This window comes from Vibrio sp. AND4 (assembly GCF_000171815.1).
Classification (GTDB): Bacteria; Pseudomonadota; Gammaproteobacteria; order Enterobacterales; family Vibrionaceae; genus Vibrio.
On sequence record NZ_ABGR01000016.1, the window covers coordinates 1 to 13,685 of the forward strand.

General features: G+C 45.0%; 13 protein-coding genes. 8 read left to right on the top strand and 5 right to left on the bottom strand.

Annotated elements, in window-relative coordinates; translation table 11 throughout:
- From AND4_RS14045 to AND4_RS14055, 3 genes are all read left to right on the top strand, one after another.
- A partial coding sequence (locus AND4_RS14045) for an FtsX-like permease family protein (RefSeq protein WP_009843638.1) occupies nucleotides 1-884 on the top strand: 884 nt, incomplete at its 5' end.
- 2 nt (nucleotides 885-886) lie between these two features.
- The gene (locus tag AND4_RS14050; RefSeq protein ID WP_009843639.1) at nucleotides 887-2,170 is read left to right on the top strand and encodes an ABC transporter permease; all 1,284 of its coding nucleotides are present in this window, start codon (nucleotides 887-889) and stop codon (nucleotides 2,168-2,170) included.
- Between the two features lie 19 nt (nucleotides 2,171-2,189).
- Nucleotides 2,190-2,882: an ABC transporter ATP-binding protein gene (locus tag AND4_RS14055; protein ID WP_043991689.1), complete on the top strand. Its 693-nt coding sequence runs from the start codon at nucleotides 2,190-2,192 to the stop codon at nucleotides 2,880-2,882.
- 80 nt (nucleotides 2,883-2,962) lie between these two features.
- Here AND4_RS14055 and AND4_RS14060 read toward each other — a convergent pair whose 3' ends face one another.
- Both AND4_RS14060 and AND4_RS14065 read right to left on the bottom strand, forming a co-directional pair.
- A complete protein-coding gene (locus AND4_RS14060; protein ID WP_009843641.1) occupies nucleotides 2,963-3,592 on the bottom strand; it encodes a 3'-5' exonuclease in 630 nt (209 codons plus the stop codon).
- A gap of 175 nt (nucleotides 3,593-3,767) precedes the next feature.
- Complete coding sequence (locus AND4_RS14065; protein WP_009843642.1) at nucleotides 3,768-5,366, bottom strand: trypsin-like serine protease; 1,599 nt, start codon at nucleotides 5,364-5,366, stop codon at nucleotides 3,768-3,770.
- A gap of 578 nt (nucleotides 5,367-5,944) precedes the next feature.
- On the opposite strand from AND4_RS14065, the gene AND4_RS14070 reads away from it, so the two are divergent.
- The 3 genes from AND4_RS14070 to AND4_RS14080 all read left to right on the top strand — a co-directional run bounded on the left by AND4_RS14070 (nucleotide 5,945) and on the right by AND4_RS14080 (nucleotide 8,526).
- Nucleotides 5,945-6,286 carry a DUF1971 domain-containing protein gene (locus AND4_RS14070; RefSeq protein WP_009843643.1) on the top strand — a complete coding sequence of 114 codons (342 nt, stop codon included), beginning with the start codon at nucleotides 5,945-5,947 and terminating at the stop codon, nucleotides 6,284-6,286.
- Between the two features lie 206 nt (nucleotides 6,287-6,492).
- Nucleotides 6,493-7,467 carry a DUF1852 domain-containing protein gene (locus tag AND4_RS14075; RefSeq protein WP_009843644.1) on the top strand — a complete coding sequence of 325 codons (975 nt, stop codon included), beginning with the start codon at nucleotides 6,493-6,495 and terminating at the stop codon, nucleotides 7,465-7,467.
- A 30-nt stretch (nucleotides 7,468-7,497) separates the two neighbouring features.
- Complete coding sequence (locus tag AND4_RS14080) at nucleotides 7,498-8,526, top strand: methionine synthase (RefSeq protein WP_009843645.1); 1,029 nt, start codon at nucleotides 7,498-7,500, stop codon at nucleotides 8,524-8,526.
- Nucleotides 8,527-8,770: 244 nt separating this feature from the next.
- On the opposite strand, the gene AND4_RS14085 is transcribed toward AND4_RS14080, so the two are convergent.
- Complete coding sequence (locus AND4_RS14085) at nucleotides 8,771-9,790, bottom strand: DUF2955 domain-containing protein (protein WP_009843646.1); 1,020 nt, start codon at nucleotides 9,788-9,790, stop codon at nucleotides 8,771-8,773.
- Between the two features lie 9 nt (nucleotides 9,791-9,799).
- Nucleotides 9,800-10,864, bottom strand: a complete 1,065-nt coding sequence (locus tag AND4_RS14090) for an HlyD family secretion protein (RefSeq protein WP_009843647.1) — start codon at nucleotides 10,862-10,864, stop codon at nucleotides 9,800-9,802.
- A 113-nt stretch (nucleotides 10,865-10,977) separates the two neighbouring features.
- On the opposite strand from AND4_RS14090, the gene AND4_RS14095 reads away from it, so the two are divergent.
- Both AND4_RS14095 and AND4_RS14100 read left to right on the top strand, forming a co-directional pair.
- On the top strand, nucleotides 10,978-11,838 hold the full coding sequence (locus AND4_RS14095; protein ID WP_009843648.1) for a LysR family transcriptional regulator: 861 nt from the start codon (nucleotides 10,978-10,980) through the stop codon (nucleotides 11,836-11,838).
- A 117-nt stretch (nucleotides 11,839-11,955) separates the two neighbouring features.
- The gene (locus tag AND4_RS14100) at nucleotides 11,956-12,498 is read left to right on the top strand and encodes a hydrolase (protein WP_009843649.1); all 543 of its coding nucleotides are present in this window, start codon (nucleotides 11,956-11,958) and stop codon (nucleotides 12,496-12,498) included.
- Between the two features lie 43 nt (nucleotides 12,499-12,541).
- Here AND4_RS14100 and AND4_RS14105 read toward each other — a convergent pair whose 3' ends face one another.
- Nucleotides 12,542-13,438, bottom strand: a complete 897-nt coding sequence (locus AND4_RS14105) for a 1-aminocyclopropane-1-carboxylate deaminase/D-cysteine desulfhydrase (protein WP_009843650.1) — start codon at nucleotides 13,436-13,438, stop codon at nucleotides 12,542-12,544.
- Between the last annotated feature and the right edge of the window lie 247 nt (nucleotides 13,439-13,685).

A 13,685-nucleotide genomic window follows, 5' to 3' on the forward strand; every position in this document is an offset into this window, starting at 1 on the left:
ATGAAAAGGGGCAAAACCTGACCCGTTTCGTCAGTGGCATTGATTCCCACTACCTCTCTTTGGTTAAGCGAAAGCTAGAGCAAGGGTCGCGAGATCTATCGCCCAGTGATATTGCCAACCATACGCGAGTGGTGATCTTAGGAGAGCAAATCGCCAAGATGGGGGAGATCCATGTAGGTCAAATGACCAAAATTAATGGTATACCATTTTTGGTGGTAGGGGTTATGACAGACGAAGATGCTGGCTTGTCGTTTGGTGACAGCCGTAAAGTCTTTATTCCTTATACGACTTACCTTGATATGTGGGATGCTAAGCCGTGGCTGCTGATACTTAACCCTGTCGACGGCATGGATGGCAAAGCCTTCCGACAAGCCATTGCTAATTTTTATGCCAAGCAATTGCACTTTGATCCGATGGACAAAGAAGCTATCCGCTTACCGGACTACAGTGAGGGGGCGGCGGTGATTACAGGGATCTTCCGTGGTATTCAAATTTTCCTTGGTGCAAGCGGGGCGATGACCATGGCCGTGGGTGCTCTCGGTGTGGCAAATATCATGTTCCTATCAGTGACAGAACGAACGCGAGAAATTGGCGTGCGCTTGGCGGTTGGTGCAACGCAAAAGTCCATACTCAGCCAATTTATCCTCGAAGGACTCTTTTTGGTGGCCGTCGGTACCGCATTTGGTTTAATGACGGCTTACTTGGTGGTTACACTGCTCAGTTCGATTAGTTTGCCGGATTGGTTAGGTTTCCCTGTGATTACGTCGGACTCTATTGCTTGGTCGTTATTCGTGACGCTGGTTTTGGCGCTGTTGGCGTCTTACTTTCCGGCAAGGCGAGCATCACGTCTTACCCCCGTGATTGCATTGAGTGCGAGGGCATAAATATGTTGTTACCAATGAGACAAATCTTTCAGGAAATGGCAGCAGAAAAATTGCGTTTGGGTTTGACCATTCTTGCTGTGGCATGGGCGACCTTGTGTATCGCTGCAATGTTGGCCGTGGGCGAGGGCATTCGTCAGGGCGTATTGAGAACCGCACAGAATGGTAACGGTAATCTGATTTACTTAACTGGAGGCATGGCGAGTGTCGATCACGGTGCGTTTCATCAAGGTAAGTTCTTAACTTTAAATGCAGATGATACCGAGGTGATTAAAGTCTTACCTGAGGTGAAAAGTGTCGCGCCAACCGCTGTGTGGGATGAGCGGATTACGGTTGGTGATCGAGGTTCATGGCAAGAACCACTTGCTGTCACGACAGACTTTGCCGCCATGACTAGATTAACCCCGATGGACGGAGGTCGTTGGCTAAACCCCCTGGACCAAAAAGAGATGCGTAAGGTCGTCGTGCTTGGCTACTTGCTTGCGGCGGACTTGTTTAATCCTAATAAAGACTTCAGTTGGTTTACGCCAGTGACACTGAAAACCAATCCTGTAGGGAAAAAAGTGAAGATTGGCAGCGAAGTGTTCACCGTAGTCGGTGTGTTGGAAAAAAACAGTGCTGAAGTTGAGCAAGGTGATCAAATTAATTACGCCAGTTTTGTACCCTTAGCCACGTGGCAACGCTTTCATACCAATGGCGATATCGGAGGTATCAATGTCGAGCCACAAGCTCATGCAGATCGTGAAACACTGGCAAAGACCATTCGTCAGGTGATCGCGCGTAAACACGGCGCCAGTGTGAGTGATAAGCAAGTTGTTCAAGTCAAAGATATGTTCCTTAAACAGAAAAGCATGCAGCAGTTTTTGGTTGGTTTACAAAGCTTTCTCGGCATCATTGGGTTTGTCACGCTTGCCGTAGCGGGCGTGGGGATTGCGAATGTCATGTACGCGACCGTAAAGCGCTCTACTCGAGACATTGGCGTGCGCATGGCGGTGGGTGCTACGCCCACAGCAATTCGTCTTCACTATTTAATACAGTCACTGATGACCATGATGCTTGGTGGCGCTTTGGGTTTGGGAGTCACTTATGCGCTGGTATCAGCAATCCGTGCTATTAACCTAGAAGGCAACACACTCTATGAGCGCCTAGGTAAACCGATCCCTGAGCTATCTTGGGCCGTTATTGCGATTGTGATTTCCACTTTGGTGATCATCGGCGTTGCATCTGCATGGCTGCCTGCAAACCGAGCCGCAAAAGTGAGCCCGTTGGAGGCACTACAAAGTGAATAAGAAGCACCCTGGAGAAAAGATGTCGAACACCCCACTGGTTGATCTGACCAATATTTGCAAATACTACTCAAGCGGAGAGGCAGAAGTACGCGCGCTAGACGGTGTAGACTTAACCATCAATCAAGGCGAGTTTCTTTCGATTCTTGGTCCGTCAGGCTCGGGTAAGTCCACTCTGATGAACATGCTCGGCTGCTTAGATAAGCCAACCAATGGGAAATACCAACTGGGTGGACAAAATGTGGCAAACTTAAGTCCGAACGAGCTAGCGGGTATCCGCAATCAAAAGATAGGCTTTGTCTTTCAAAGCTTTAACTTGTTGGAATACGCGACGGCACTGGATAACGTTGCGCTGCCGCTAGTTTATTCAGGCATCAAAGCCAAAGATCGTCGCCAACGTGCCGCTAAGCTACTTGAACAAGTTGGGCTAGGGGATCGCCTAGACCATAAGCCTAATCAACTCTCAGGCGGTCAAAAGCAGAGAGTCGCGATTGCAAGAGCCTTGGTTAACGATCCGCAGATTATCTTAGCGGATGAACCAACGGGAGCGTTGGATTCGAAATCCGGCGCAGAGATTGAAGCCTTGTTCAATCAACTCCACGCCGAAGGCAGAACCTTGATCATAGTGACGCACGATAACGCCCTAGCAGAGCGCACCAAACGCATCATTACCATTAAAGATGGCAAGGTGATTTCGGATAGAGAGCCGGAATAGACATTTAGGTGGGGTGTTTGAAAATGGCTGACGAACTTGAGTACATATGCTCGTTGAGGAACTACTAGTAACGCCCGGCGTTACTCGAGTGTGATTTGATCGCGGCTTTTAGCGAGCAACTGCTCCACTTTTGCTTTTGGTGTTTTGCTGATCGTCTGCATAAACTTAAAACTTGGCGCGGTAATACCAAGTTGCTCAAGCTCTTCTACCATCAGCAACCACAGCCTTGCGGTGACCTGTGCATCGGCTAACGCGCGGTGGAATACACCGTCGTTTTCGATGTTCTTGTAACGAACCAACTCACCCAACTTATGTGAAGGCGCATCTTGAATCAGACGTCTTGCTACCAATAAAGAACACGCAAACTCGCCTGAATAACCTAAGTTGATTCGTTCCAGTTCCGCATCCAGAAAGCGCTTATCGAACGAGGCGTTGTGCGCGATAAGATTTTCACCTGCGATAAATTCACTGAACGATGCCATCACTTCATCGCAACTCGGCGCAGTGCGCAGCATATTATTAGTAATCCCTGTGTAGCCTTCAATAAATGAGCTTACACGAAAGCCAGGATTCATAAGTTGCTGAAAACTATCGACCACCTCACCATCAACGATCTTAACCGCACCAATTTCAATCGCGCGATCACCCATATTCGGAGACAGACCAGTGGTTTCAAAGTCGAGTACGACAACGGAGTTAGCTTGAGGCATGGAGTTTTCCAACTGAACAATAAGGCGCAAGAGTATCGTTGAAAGTGGTGGAAAAGGGAAGGTGTGTTACCGCTCTAAGAGCGAACATTCCCGATTGTGGTTTGGGGCCTTGTGATGACCCCATGCTTAGATCTATGCCCAAACATCTCAAGGTGATCTGGGTATAGATATTAACTTAACCATTCTCGGAGGGCACATTTAGACGAATGCTAGCACCTGTCATTCTTGGCCCGTAATAGCCCTCCCAGTTTTCGCTATCTTGTCCGCCATCTTCGAAACGAATATATTTTGTACCTTCAATATAGGGGATCTCAAACCTTGCTTCTTGCCAATCTAAATTCCAATTACAGCTTCCATCTAGATATTTATTTCCCGTAGAAACTTTTTTAATTATTTCTTTATTCTCATCGAGAAGAGTGGCACTCATAAAATATCTATCCCCACCACAATAGGTCCGAGTAAATAATTCTGAAACGATGATGTTTGGTTTTAATTTTGCTAGCTCTTTTATTGATAACTCTGTTTTAGCAGACAAGTCAATATCTTGATAGCGTTTGGCGGGCAAATAAGAAGTTGCAAAGAAGCTAGGAACCTTTGGGATTTCCTTTATATCAGCCTGAATTAAGTTCCCATATGGATATTTGTTAATAAGATTTTGTATTTCTTCTGGGACATTTTCGGCTAAAGGTCCTCCGGGTAAAAATTGCTGAATAGCAAGGGTTATCGTGTACTTATGTAGAAAGCTCCATCTTGAGTACTCTTGGTCTGATAAGTAAAAATTGCTTATCTCATTAAATGTCCAGCCTTCACCGTTTACTTTGTCGTTAAACGGATTTTCAATAAGGTTTTTGTGTTTTTTTAGATTAGTATCTCCCGATAAAATACTATTCACAAAGTACCGATATTGGTTTGCTGAGGTGTAGAGATTTGGAGTGTTCTGATGACTACTTTCGTGAGCACATGCAATAGATGCCCCACTCGTTAGCACTCCTAGTACGCTTGGTTTTCCGTCATTAATTTGAATTAATGGAGAACCGCTGTCTCCTTTGCAAACACTTGAAAAAGGTTTTGTACCAATAGTGCAGTAGGAGTTTACAGAGGATGCTAAAGGTGATACGCCAATAGATCTCTTGTCCACACTTGTAATTGCTGAGTTTGCCGCAGAAGCGTGCTGTTTACACTCATCAACATCGATAATGTCAAAAGCAACTTTGGCAAGAGTGTTCCCCTCTTCCTGGGTAGTAATATCTCCTCTAACCCCATACCCAGCACCATAAAATGCTAGGCTATCTTTATTGTAGCTACTGATGTCGATTGGAGTAATACCTTCTACTTCACTCGTAAGTTGTATTAGACCTATGTCGTGGGTAACGTAACTTTGTATATCATAGGTTTGGTATTCTTCCCCATCCTCATCGATACCCGTTGTTTCGAATACCTTTGTGCTAGCAGCATTATATGATGGGTGAACATAAACAGCACTGACAGTGAAAACGTCATTTTGGTTTGAAGCGTTTGGGAAGGTAATTTCAAAATCAGCCAAGGAATTTTGTTTTCCAACTAAGCAGTGCGCAGCCGTGAGGATTTTATTATTACTGATTAGTGTGCCACTACAACTATTTTGTATAGGAGGGGATTCAATTGTTCTGGGAGCATGCGTTATTTTTACTAGCCAAGGGAATTCATCCGGTTGAGCATTTTCACCATTTACAACAGCATAGGCAGGACTTAAAGGTATTGATAATAAGCTAAGTAATATTATTCTTTTCTTCATATTTTTATTCTTCTTCTTAATAATCACTTCTTGAATGAGAATTAATCGTACCAATCAATTAAATTCAAAACAACTAGAAATTTTATAAATCCTTTTAGTGTGACTAATTGATTAAATACTGACTGTTGTCAGTATTAGCTATTTATTGATTTTGCGTAAACACAAATGATTTTTTATAAGAATCGAAGTTAATGCCTGTCATTGAATATTACCTTATTTGTTCCTGTAAAAATGGAGAAGCTTTGTTGCTTAATCTTGAAAGAAGTTATGCTACCCCGAACGCGCTCAACTGTTAAATGACATATTCAGTTTATAGCTTCCCAAGATCTCTAAGCTTTTCCGCGTGGTGCGCTGGATGCTGATTTTATAAATTATATCGTTAGGGTACTAGTAATGGATGAGTTGTTGAGTCGTTGTGCTCGCATAGAAAATGGCTACTTGCTGGAATTTTCCGTTGAGTAAACATGAAGCAATAGCCTAAAAAGGAAAGATTTTAAGCCTATAAATTTTACTTGTAATTGCTTTTGAACGGCGTATGTTGATGAGTGAAGATAGTACGTTTTACAGTGAGGTGTCATATGTCTGCAATTCCGGAAAACTTTGTTAATTATAAATCAACGCCAACTTTCACTCCCGATAATATCCCTAAAATGTTCCTTCATTTGCACAACACACGGGAAGGTGTTTTTGGGAAGATTATCGTCATTAGTGGATCTTTAAAGTTCTATGGATTTAGTGGAAGACGCGGCGAGGTTGAGCAAGAGATCATAATTAATAAAGAAGAATTTGCTGTTTCTCCCCCTGAGTACTGGCACAAGGTTGAATTTTTGTCTGAAGATACAAAGTTCAGAGTGGATTTTTACGCTCACAAAGATTCTGATATCGTGGCTGAAAATCGCTCAGAGCGCAATGACCCTTAGCATCAAGGTATTTATTTTTGAAGCACTTTAGTCGTATAGGTGCTTCCAGTGCTGCTTATTTCCTCCTTTATTCTCCCTTTCAAAATTATGAATTTTCTTCATGCCCTACCTGAAGTAATACCAATGTTATTCAACTATCAAAACAGGTATAAAAAAAAGAGTTAGGAGCAATTCAGCATTTACCTGAAGGAAAGGATACCACTCATATGAAGAACAATTTTAACTTTGCTATTAAGAGCATTCGTTTTGATGAGAACTACCAACCATCAGACAGCACGCGCATCACGACCAACTTTGCCAACCTAGCTCGTGGTGAAAGCCGCCAAAATAACCTTCGTAATGCACTGCGCATGATCGACAATCGTTTTAATGCCTTGGCGCATTGGGATAACCCAAATGGTGATCGTTACAGTGTCGAGTTGGACATCATCTCGGTGGATATGGATATCCAAGGCGGTGGTGAAGCATTCCCTTCCATCGAAGTGCTTAAAACCAATATTGTTGACCGCAAAACTAATGAACGAATCGAAGGCATTGTTGGCAACAACTTCTCTTCTTACGTGCGTGATTATGACTTTAGTGTTCTGCTGTTAGACCACAACAAAGGCCAGTCTCAATTTAGCATTCCAGCTGACTTTGGTGAGTTGCACGGCAAGCTGTTTAAAGCGTTCGTGAAGTCAGAATCGTACCAACAACATTTCCAAAAGCCGCCAGTGATTTGCTTGAGTGTGTCGGACAACAAGGTTTACCGCCGTACTGAAAACCAGCATCCAGTGTTGGGTTTCGAATACCAACCAAACGAATCGTCATTGACCGAACAGTACTTTAAAAAGATGGGCTTACAAGTACGCTACTTTTTGCCGCCAAACAGTGTCGCTCCACTGGCGTTCTACTTCTTCGGTGACTTGTTAAATGATTACTCGAACTTAGAGCTGATCAGCACCATCAGTACCATGGAGACGTTCCAAAAGATTTATCGCCCAGAGATTTACAACGCGAACGCGGTAGCAGGGCAGTGTTACCAACCGAGCTTGAAGAATCTCGATCACTCGTTAACTCAAATCGTTTATGACCGCGAAGAGCGCAGCCAGCTTGCGAAAGAGCAAGGAAAGTTTGCTGAGGAGCATTTCATCAAACCATATCAAACCATCCTTGAGCAATGGTCTGCAAATTACGCGTAATCGAAAACGAGAATCTAGAAGGGAATGACGATGAAAACACTATTACCGACTTCAACGGCGGGCAGCCTACCTAAGCCTTCTTGGCTGGCTCAACCAGAGACGCTGTGGTCACCATGGAAACTGCAAGGTGATGAACTGATTGATGGCAAGCGCGATGCGCTGCGTGTTTCTTTGCAACAACAAGAATTGGCAGGGGTCGATATTGTCAGTGACGGTGAACAAACTCGTCAGCACTTTGTGACGACCTTTATTGAACACCTTAGCGGCGTAGACTTCGAGAACCGCAAAACCGTGACCATTCGTAATCGCTATGACGCCAGTGTGCCAACGGTCGTTGGCCCAGTAAGCCGAACCAGACCTGTGTTTGTGGAAGATGCAAAGTTCTTGCGTCAGCAAACCAAACAACCGATCAAATGGGCGCTGCCGGGGCCAATGACGATGATCGATACGCTGTATGATGATCACTACGGTAGCCGAGAAAAACTGGCTTGGGAATTCGCCAAGATCCTTAACCAAGAAGCAAAAGAGCTTGAAGCGGTAGGCATCGATATCATTCAGTTTGATGAGCCCGCATTTAATGTGTTTTTTGATGATGTGAACGAGTGGGGCATTGCCTGTTTAGAGCGCGCTATCGAAGGGCTAAAGTGCGAAACCGCAGTGCATATCTGCTATGGCTACGGCATCAAAGCCAACACGGATTGGAAGAAAACATTGGGGTCTGAATGGCGGCAATACGAAGAGGTATTTCCAAAACTGCAAAAATCCAACATCGATATCATCTCGCTCGAGTGTCATAACTCGCGTGTGCCTATTGAACTACTAGAACTGATCCGCGGCAAGAAGGTGATGGTGGGCGCAATTGATGTGGCAACCAAAGAGATTGAAACCGCAGAAGAAGTCGCAGAGACACTTCGTGAAGCGCTTAAGTACGTCGATGCCGATAAGCTTTATCCATGCACCAACTGCGGTATGGCGCCGCTGTCTCGTGAAGTGTCAACGGCGAAGCTCAATGCACTCAGCGCAGGCGCAGAGATCATTCGTAAAGAGTTGGCGGGTTGATATCAGAACTTAGGTTCGACGCAACTAACTCAAGTTGGGTCATTCCAGCGAGTCTAGACGAGACTAGGAATCTACTAACCACTCGTTGGGGAAGTGGCGATAACCTCATAACTTCACTGCACTGGGTGGGTAGATCCGAATCACCTCGTTTCTATCTGTTTATATTGACCTTTTCTCAATAAAAATGGCGCTCGCAATAAAGTGAGCGCCATCATCTGTTTCCTGTTTCCCGCCTCAGCAAGAATTAATGTAATTCCACGTTCTTCATCTCAGGATGCTTCAATAACATCATACGAATCCAGTGGTGAACGACCCACATCACCATAGCGGTGAGCATTACTGCCACGAATATCGAACTGAATCGGTATAAAATAGAAAAGAACGCGTCTTTTTGCTCTGGCACTAATGACGTCGTCAGTGGCACGGAAAGCGCAGACATGGCTGAGAACGCGATGGCGGCTTTAACTTGCCCCTTAGTAAGCCATAGACAGAATGGCCCCATAGCAATGGTAAACGCCAGCCAAAAAAGGATCCCGTGGCTAAACCAACTTCCCAAAATTAACTGAACTGCCATCCCAGCAAAACAGCCCAGTGCCGTGCCGATGATACGGATCTTCGCCATGGCCATTGAACCTGCTAATGTCATTGGCGTTAGAATGATAAGTATCGAAGCTTGTGCAGAGAGTGAATCGTATAAATCACCCACTTGAAACACTAAAAAAGCGACCATGGCGACCACCCAGCCCATTGCCACTTGGCTAATGTAATCGATATCGCTTTTCACTGGCGTAGTCATTTCAGTTTGCTGCTTCTTCGAGCTGGGTTCTGGAAACAGCCAATAGGCAAGGGCACAAACAAAAATATTGCTGAACGAAATCACCCAAAGGTTGACGTTGAACTCTTCAATATCTATGAAATTATAGCTTGCGAAGTTAAGCACAATGGAGCCGACCAACAACCCCATGTAGCCAAACAGGTAGGTTTTTGGGTTCATCATCGCGATGCATTTAAACAGCATCATGATACCGACTGCTGCGAACATGAGAGTGGGGTGGAACTGCAAATATTCAAGAATAAAGGTGGCTTGAATCGTAGTCCAAACCGCCGAAAACAGTACCATCAATACCAGTGGCAGACTGAAGTAGTCAATGCGGCTGAGTACGAAAAGAGGCAGCATGACAGCGAAGAAACCGTAAGACCAGCCAAAGATCATGCTCAACGCTATACCTAGTGAACAGCCAAACCAAATACGCAAGGTTTTCATCGTTGCCGCCTAGTAAACAAAGTGGAACCAGCTAGCCAAATAGATTTGAACTTGTGCCATCAGTGTCCAAAACGGACTGTTGTCTGGATAGAGGACGATGGTGGCGCGAGAGCCAACGAACAAAGCGGGGGGCAGTGCATCTTTGCTGGTTAGGTTGACACGCGTTCGCTGTGCATCACGCACCCATCGGTTGTTGACTTCGACTTTGGTTAGCGCACCATTCGGAGTTTGTTGCGCGGCGGCAACGCCATAATCTCGACTAGAGAGGTTGAAATCGTACACAGAACCCGGGTTGGCATCGAATGCTACCAATGCGTGGTAGTCTTGATTCACACCAGCAACGGACTTTTCGCGGAAATCTGCTGCTATCCACATCGAGCCTGTGGGAACAAAGGTAAGTAAAGGCATATTGGTGTTGGCCATTGTGCCAACTTCCAATTGTAGGTTAGTTACAACGCCATCGCTCGGGGCAAGGACTGTCGTATTGGTTAGATCGAGTTGTGCTTTCTCGATGCCATTTTTTGCAATTCTTACCGCTGTGCTTTGACCCTTTTTGTCGCCGAGCTGTGCTTCAATTACTTTTAAATTTTGTTGTTCTGCTTTGAGGGTTGCCTGTGATACTTGGTTTTGTGCGTAAGCGTTGTCTAAGTTGGATTGGGAAATTACTTTTTGTTTCAACAGCTTTTGTAGACGTGAATACTCACTGTGTGCATTGTTGTAAGTTGCTTGAGCGCGTGCAATGTTTGCAAGCGCAGCTTCACGTTGTGAATACAGTGTTGCCTCTTTTTCGTAGGCAGATTGCAGAGAGAGTTCGGCTTGTTCTAGCGCGATCTTGTATTTGCGGTTGTCAATTTTGAATAGCATATCGCCTTTGTGCACCGCTTGGTTATTTCCAATAACTACATCAACCACTTTGCCAGACACTTCTGGAGCGACTTGTACTACATAGCCTTGTACGCGACCCTCGGTGGTGAGTGGTGCATGACGGTCAGCGATGATGATATAGAAAAATAGAACTACGAACAGGACAATAAGTGTTCGCATCCAGTGTTTAAATTTATGATCTGCCGTCATTGGATATTCCCGATTTTTAGCGTTATTGAGCAAAAAAGACAACGAATTATAGAGAAGCTGATCACAATTTAGTAGACTGATTACAACATCATATATGACCTAAAAGTAGGACAATGAACGTAAGTCTTGATGATCTTCATCTATTTAACCAAACCGTAGTGCATGGGGGCATCAGTGCTGCGGCAGAAGCGAACCAGCTGCAGCGTTCTAAAATAAGTCGACGTTTGCAGGAACTGGAGAAAGCGTTGGGTTGCCAATTGTTGATTCGAACGACACGGACGATTGAGCTTACCGAGCACGGGAAGCGTTTGTTTGAGTTGGTAGGGCAACCCATAGAGCACATCCAGCAAGGTTTGAATGTGATGCAAGAGTATCAACAAGAGTTGGCCGGTAAAGTGCGTGTCGCCATTCCCTCTGCCCTAATGAGTTCTCCTGCGTTCAACTGGATCATCAATGAGTACACTACCCGGTACCCAGAGATGTCGGTAGAGATAGAGAACCACCAAGAGAGTGTGGATCTTAAGCGTCAAGCGTTCGATCTCCAGCTCCTCCCAAGTGTTGCCAAAATCTCGGATGACAGCTATGTACAATTCAGCTTGTTGCCTTATCGCAGCCATTTTGTTGCTTCTAAGGCTTACCTCGATGCACATTCGCCGTTAAAAAGCTTGGATGATCTGAGACATCATCGCTTATTGACTAACCGATACAACGCGGGGCTATTGGATCCAGACTTAAACGTAGCGGTAAGGTCGGACGATTTAAATTTACTGCGTTTAATGGCCGTTGCCGGAAATGGCATTGCATTCATTCCGCAAGTGCATTCCAAGCCTGCTTTGGAGGACGGGCAGCTGGTGGAGGTTCTGTCTGAGTTCACCCACCCTAAACAGCATCTGACTTTGATTTATCCATCTAACCTGTTCTTACCGAACAAGGTCAAAGCCTTAATCGAGCTGTTTCGGGAAAAATTCCAATAGCGTGAGCAGAGCATAATTTTGTGAATTTGCTCATCTGAATCATTGGCAGTTCTGATACATTCTCTTTATTCAAACACTTGAGTATACTCACGTTCAAGCCACTCATAGGAGATAAAAATGTTATCGAAAAATTCCACTGGCCTGATTGTTGTCGATGTGCAAGGTAAGTTGGCAACACTTATGCATGAAAGCGAAGCACTGATTGAAAGTACCACCAAATTAATCAAAGGAGCGAAAGCACTTAATTTACCTATCCTATGGTTAGAACAAAACCCACAAGGTTTAGGGCCAACGGTTGAACCGATTCGTCAAGTGTTAGCGAAAGACCATCTACCGATCGCCAAACACACGTTCGATGGTTGCAAGGAGCCGACTTTCAAACTTGCGGTGGAAAACGCCAAGGTAGACACTTGGTTAGTTTGTGGTATCGAAGCGCATATCTGCGTCTTTCAAACGGCAGTATCTCTTCGTCAAATGGGCTATCGAGTGGAACTGGTGACCGATTGTATTTCTTCTCGAACGCCAGCCAATAAAGCCTTAGCGCTGGCGAAACTGACGGCGAATGGTGTTGGTCTGACAGGCACCGAGATGTGTTTGTATGAAATGGTTGAAGATTGCCGAGCACCAGAGTTTAGAGACATCTTGGGATTGATTAAATAACTGATAACCCGCGCTGTCTTCATGCTATAAGAAAAGAGTGAGCTTACTCAAACTCTCGCTGGTATCGTGGCAGCATAGATTCGTTACCTAGTAATCCACCTTGATGGATGTAAATGAGAGTCTTGTCTTTATTTTCTGCCAGCCAAGGTTGTAAGCATTGCCACATGTAGGGATCATAAAGTAGATCAAATTCGAGGTTGGTTTGATCACAGAGTGCATTCCACGTTTCGTAATCGCTTTGGTATAAACGTCCAAAATGATGCTTATCGCGCACCGAGAGAATAGTCGGGTGGTTTTCGGTTTCGAGTGTGTTGAATTGCTCAATCAGGTAATCGGCATTGCCCACACATGCGCAGGTGATGACTTCGATTCCGTGTGGCTTTAGGTGTTTACTCAAATAAAGTGCGGTTGTCCCTGTTCCCGATGGCAAAGCCACAACAAACTGCTTTTTGCCTTCAAGGCGCGTCCAATCTAGCAGCTCTCGGGCCAATTGTTTAACACCGGCTTCGGCAATCCTTGCTTTTCCGCCTTCTGGGACAACCAGAGTTGTATCGTCTAAGCCACGCACTTGTTCAATGTATTCAGTGGGATGAAGAGGGGACTCGATATCTTGCATTGCCGTGATGTTCATCCCTAAGTCCAGCGCGCCTCGGTAGTTGCCGATCGGGGTGTCTTTAAGCCAAGATGGGATATGTTGAACGTAAAACTCAAATTTCCAGCCTTTGATTTGCGCCAGAGCGGAAAGGGAGTACATCGCATTGGATTGAGCAGAGCCATAGCTGATCAGGGTTTTGATTGCGCTATTTTGCGATTCCATCAACGCCATAAACTTACGCGCTTTGTTCCCGGAGAAGTGAGAATGCAGCATGTCATCACGTTTAAGAAAAAAGGTGTGACCGTTAAAACTGTGCTGAGTAATTGGGCTTTCGGAGAATTTCATGCGACTACTGACGTGTGCAATCACGCGACCTTGTCGTTAAAAGGGCGCGTAGTGTAACGCTAATAAACCCAGATAAAAAGTCCATATAACATTCTACTTTTCGATTAGATGCCCACCTTTTTTAAGAACCTCTTTATTTATTCTCTTCCTAACAGTTTTTCTCTGTGAGCACTTTAATGTTCCTCGCCTTTTAAAATTAAGACACGTACACTACGCGGCTTATTTTCGGTGATTTAGAAGGCTTGGT

Coding starts and splice junctions, on each gene's coding strand:
- AND4_RS14050 (WP_009843639.1), top strand. CDS start 887: ATGTTGTTACCAATGAGACAAATCTTTCAGGAAATGGCAGCAGAAAAA.
- AND4_RS14055 (WP_043991689.1), top strand. CDS start 2,190: ATGTCGAACACCCCACTGGTTGATCTGACCAATATTTGCAAATACTAC.
- AND4_RS14060 (WP_009843641.1), bottom strand. CDS start 3,592: ATGCCTCAAGCTAACTCCGTTGTCGTACTCGACTTTGAAACCACTGGT.
- AND4_RS14065 (WP_009843642.1), bottom strand. CDS start 5,366: ATGAAGAAAAGAATAATATTACTTAGCTTATTATCAATACCTTTAAGT.
- AND4_RS14070 (WP_009843643.1), top strand. CDS start 5,945: ATGTCTGCAATTCCGGAAAACTTTGTTAATTATAAATCAACGCCAACT.
- AND4_RS14075 (WP_009843644.1), top strand. CDS start 6,493: ATGAAGAACAATTTTAACTTTGCTATTAAGAGCATTCGTTTTGATGAG.
- AND4_RS14080 (WP_009843645.1), top strand. CDS start 7,498: ATGAAAACACTATTACCGACTTCAACGGCGGGCAGCCTACCTAAGCCT.
- AND4_RS14085 (WP_009843646.1), bottom strand. CDS start 9,790: ATGAAAACCTTGCGTATTTGGTTTGGCTGTTCACTAGGTATAGCGTTG.
- AND4_RS14090 (WP_009843647.1), bottom strand. CDS start 10,864: ATGACGGCAGATCATAAATTTAAACACTGGATGCGAACACTTATTGTC.
- AND4_RS14095 (WP_009843648.1), top strand. CDS start 10,978: ATGAACGTAAGTCTTGATGATCTTCATCTATTTAACCAAACCGTAGTG.
- AND4_RS14100 (WP_009843649.1), top strand. CDS start 11,956: ATGTTATCGAAAAATTCCACTGGCCTGATTGTTGTCGATGTGCAAGGT.
- AND4_RS14105 (WP_009843650.1), bottom strand. CDS start 13,438: ATGAAATTCTCCGAAAGCCCAATTACTCAGCACAGTTTTAACGGTCAC.